This is a genomic window from Microcella sp., from assembly GCF_030645145.1.
Taxonomy (GTDB): Bacteria; Actinomycetota; Actinomycetes; order Actinomycetales; family Microbacteriaceae; genus Microcella.
Genome location: NZ_JAUSMI010000016.1, coordinates 1 through 4,167, shown reverse-complemented (window position 1 = coordinate 4,167; position 4,167 = coordinate 1). Strand labels below are relative to the sequence as shown.

The window sequence follows — 4,167 nt, the reverse complement described above, 5'->3', positions numbered from 1 at the left end:
TGCGCCGCGCCCGCGGCGGCGCCCGCGCCCGCTGGGCGGGCCGCGCCGCGAGTGACGCGCCCCGTCCGGTCGTCGGCCCACCAGCCCTCCACTGGCTGCCCGCCGTCGCGCCAGCGGCTCCGTATCCGCGCCCCCTCGCCGCCGTGCGAGTTCCTTCCAGAACTACGGAGTGGATGAATCCGGTTCGCCCGTCCCGTAGTTCTGGAAGGCGCGGGAGGGCGACGGCCACGGGGCCCGGGGCCCCGCGCAGTCTCCCGGTGTGCTTCGATAAGTGCGGACTGAGTGAACGTGATTCACCCACTCCGCACTTATCGAAGCGTGTGAGGGCGGCGCGAGTTCAGGCGCGCAAGGCCGCCTGAACCACAGCGAGCGCGGCGTCGTCGGTGAGGCCGAGCCGGCGGGTGCGGGCGACGAACTCGCGTGCAGCATCCTGGGCCTGGCGCTCGGTCGGGTCGCCGTGCGCCGCGACGAACGAGCCCGCTCGGCCGCGGGTCTCGATGATCCCGTCGGCCTCGAGCTCGCGGTACGCGCGCGCGACGGTGTTGACGGCGAGCCCGAGCTCTCCCGCGAGCGCGCGCACGGTCGGCAGCTTCGACCCCGCGACGAGCGCTCCGCCCGCGACCGCGTCGCGCACCTGCGCGCGCAGCTGCTCGAACGGCGGCGTCGCGGAACGCGGGTCGATCGTGAATTTCATGCGCCGAGGCTACCCGCGAGCACTGCGCGACAGAGCCCGAAAATTGCGAGTGGGTTCGAACTTTCGAGCTCGAATGCGACTTTCGGGCTCACTCGCGGCGCGGCGCGCGCGGCCCCGCCTACGCGGACGCGTGCCGCTCGAGGAACGCGTACACCTCGGTGCGGTCGACTCCCGGCAGCGTCTCGCGCGGCATCGCCGCGAGCAGAGACGAGTTGATGCGCGCCTGCGGGCGCGCCGCGCCGGCCCAGCGGGCGGCGAGCTGCGGCGGAGCATCCTGGCAGCACGACGGGTCGGGGCACGTCGACTCGCCGCGCCGCTGCGTCTCGCGCCCGCGGAACCACTTCACGTGCGCGAACGGCGTTCCGACCGAGATCGAGAACTCGCCCGCCGACCCCGACTCGATGCGCGACGTGCACCAGTACGTGCCGGTCGGCTTGTCCGTGTACTGGTGGAACGGGCTGAACCGGTCGGGCTCGTCGAACACCTGCCGCGCCGACCACTTGCGGCACACGCTCTGCCCCTCGACCGCGCCCAGCGCATCCGAGGGGAAGCGCACCGAGTCGTTCTCGTACGCCTTCGACAGCACTCCCGCCGCCGACACCTTCAGGAAGTGCACCGGGATTCCCAGGTGCTCGGTCGCGAGATTCGTGAAGCGGTGCGCGGCCGTCTCGTACGACACCGCGAACCGGTCGCGCAGATCCTCCACGGCGAGCTCGCGCTTCGCCTTCGCCGCCTGCAGGAACTCGACCGCGTCCCCCTCCGGCACGAGCAGCGCCGCCGCGAGGTAGTTCGTCTCGACCCGCTGCCGCAGAAAGTCGGCGTACGAGGTCGGCTCGGGCCGCTGCAGCACGTGGCCGGCGAGCGCCTGCAGCAGGTTCGTGCGCGGGTCGCGGCCCGGCGCGTTCTGCACGGGCAGGTAGATGCGCCCGTTCTCGAGGTCGGTGATCGTGCGCGTCGACGACGGCAGATCGGTCACGTAGTGGAGCGAGAAGCCCAGGTGCGCCGCGAGCTCCGCCGCGAGACGCTGCGAGAGCGGGCCGCCCTCGTGCCGGATCGCCTTCAGCAGCCCCGCCGCCGTCTGCTCGAGCTCGCCGTAGTAGTTGCCGCGCGCGCGCATCTCGCCGCGCAGCTCGGCGTTCGCGCGCCGCGCCTCCTCGGGGGTCGCCGCGCGCTCGCGGTGCACGCGCTCGAGCTCGGCGTGCAGCGCCAGGATCGTGCGGATCGCGTCGTCCGACAGCGTCTTCCGCACCGGCAGAGACGGGATGCCCAGGCCCGCGAACAGCGGACCCTCCTGCGCCCGGGTCAGCGCGATCTCGAGCGCGGCACGCCCCGTGGGCGCTTCCGAGCTCAGCAGCCGCTCGAGTGGAACCCCGAGCGCCCGCGCGATCGACTGCAGCTCGCCGAGCTTCGCCTCGCGCTTGCCGTTCTCGAGCACCGACACGTGCGAGGTCGCGATGCCGATGCGCTCGCCGAGCTCGGCGAGGGTCAGCCCCGCGTCGGAGCGGAGCTGGCGGATGCGACGGCCGAGAGTGAGGGAGTCGAGCACCTCTTCAGCGTGGCCGGGGGGCTGAGCGCGGTCGAGCATGCGACGAGCATCCCACGCCCCGCTTTTCGGAACAATAGAAAAACTGAAGAATTTCAGTCTCGATCCAAGGATCAGCACTCCATTTCTTCGGGGAAGGTGGGAGGCACGACGGCACCAAGCCGACCGACGCGAGAGCCGCACGACACGCGGGACGACACGACTCACCACGGGACGAGACATCATGACCACGACCACGAACCCCAGCCTCACCATCACGGGGCCCCTGCGCCCCCGTTATGACGAGATCCTCACGCCCGAGGCGCTCGCGTTCGTCGCCGAGCTGCACCGCCGCTTCGCCGGCACGCGGCACGAGCGGCTCGCCGACCGCATGCGCGCCCGGTACGACCTGGGCAACGGGCGCGACCTGCGCTTCCTGCCCGAGACGGCGGATGTCCGGGAGGACGACTCCTGGCGCGTCGCGGGAGCGGGCCCCGGCCTCGAGGACCGGCGCATCGAGATCACGGGCCCCACCGACCCGAAGATGACGATCAACGCCCTCAACTCGGGCGCGAACGTCTGGCTCGCCGACCTCGAGGACGCCACCAGCCCCACGTGGGGCAACATCGTCGAGGGGCAGCTGTCGCTGTTCGACGCGATCCGCGAGCGGCTCGAGTTCACCGCGCCCGGCGTCGACGGCGCCCCCGGCAAGCAGTACCGCGTCACCGCCGAGCGCACGCCCACGATCGTGATGCGCCCGCGCGGCTGGCACCTCGTCGAGAAGCACATCGAGTACACCGACCGCTCGGGGCTTCGCCTCGCCGCGAGCGCGAGCCTCGTCGACTTCGGGCTCTACGCGTTCCACAACGCGGCCGAGCTCGTCGCCCGCGGCCGCGGCCCGTACTTCTACCTGCCGAAGCTCGAGAACCACCGCGAGGCCCGGCTCTGGAACGACATCTTCACCTTCACCGAGCAGCGCCTCGGGCTCGACCACGGCACCATCCGCGCGACGGTGCTCATCGAGACCTTCCCCGCGGCGTTCGAGATGGACGAGATCCTGTTCGAGCTCCGCGACCACTGCGCGGGCCTCAACGCCGGCCGATGGGACTACGTCTTCTCGATCATCAAGAACTACCGGGGTCGGGGCCAGTGGTTCGTTCTGCCCGACCGCGACCGCATCCTCATGACGCTGCCGTTCATGCGCGCGTACACCGAGTTGCTCGTCAAGACGTGCCACAAGCGCGGCGCGCACGCGATCGGCGGCATGAGCGCGTTCATCCCCAACCGCCGCGACCCCGAGGTCACGGAGCGCGCGCTCGAGCGCGTCGCCGCCGACAAGCGCCGCGAGGCCGGCGACGGCTTCGACGGCTCGTGGGTCGCCCACCCCGACCTCATCCCGGTCGCGCGGGCCGAGTTCGACGCTGTGCTCGGCGACAAGCCGAACCAGCTCGACCGGCAGCGCGACGACGTGCGCGTCACGGCGCGCGACCTGCTCGACGTGCGCTCGGCCGGGGGCGAGGTCACCCTCGCGGGCGTGCGTGCGAACATCGCGATCACCGTCCGGTACCTCGACTCGTGGCTGCGCGGCATCGGCGCCGCGGCGATCGACAACCTCATGGAGGACGCCGCGACGGCCGAGATCAGCCGCTCGCAGCTGTGGCAGTGGATCCACCAGGACCACGTCACCGTCGAGGGCGAGACGATCACGCGCGGCCTCGTCGAGGGGATGCTCGCCGAGGTGCTCGCCTCGCTGCCGCACGCGCCGGGCAACCGCCTCGCCGAGGCGGAGGAGCTCTTCCGCACGGTGACCCTCCACGAGGACTTCCCGACCTTCCTCACCGTGCCGGGCTACACGCGGCACCTGGTCGAGCCGGCCGAGGCCGCGGAGGCCGAGGAGGCGCGCGCCGCGTAGTCGCGCGCTGCGGCCTGCGCGCTGCGGCCCGCGCCGCGC

The 4,167-nt window shown here is 72.1% G+C and carries 3 protein-coding genes; 1 reads left to right on the top strand and 2 read right to left on the bottom strand.

Annotated features, from left to right (window positions below):
- Nucleotides 1–337 precede the first annotated feature (337 nt).
- Together Q7T15_RS01120 and Q7T15_RS01115 are read right to left on the bottom strand one after the other, a co-directional pair.
- Complete coding sequence (locus tag Q7T15_RS01120) at nucleotides 338–694, bottom strand: GntR family transcriptional regulator (protein ID WP_304692424.1); 357 nt, start codon at nucleotides 692–694, stop codon at nucleotides 338–340.
- A 118-nt stretch (nucleotides 695–812) separates the two neighbouring features.
- Nucleotides 813–2,279 carry a helix-turn-helix transcriptional regulator gene (locus Q7T15_RS01115; protein WP_304692422.1) on the bottom strand — a complete coding sequence of 489 codons (1,467 nt, stop codon included), beginning with the start codon at nucleotides 2,277–2,279 and terminating at the stop codon, nucleotides 813–815.
- 181 nt (nucleotides 2,280–2,460) lie between these two features.
- Here Q7T15_RS01115 and aceB point away from each other — a divergent pair, with 181 nt between their 5' ends.
- Nucleotides 2,461–4,128 (top strand): malate synthase A, encoded by a 1,668-nt coding sequence (gene aceB, locus Q7T15_RS01110; RefSeq protein ID WP_304692420.1) that lies wholly within the window; start codon nucleotides 2,461–2,463, stop codon nucleotides 4,126–4,128.
- The last annotated feature ends 39 nt before the right edge of the window (nucleotides 4,129–4,167 follow it).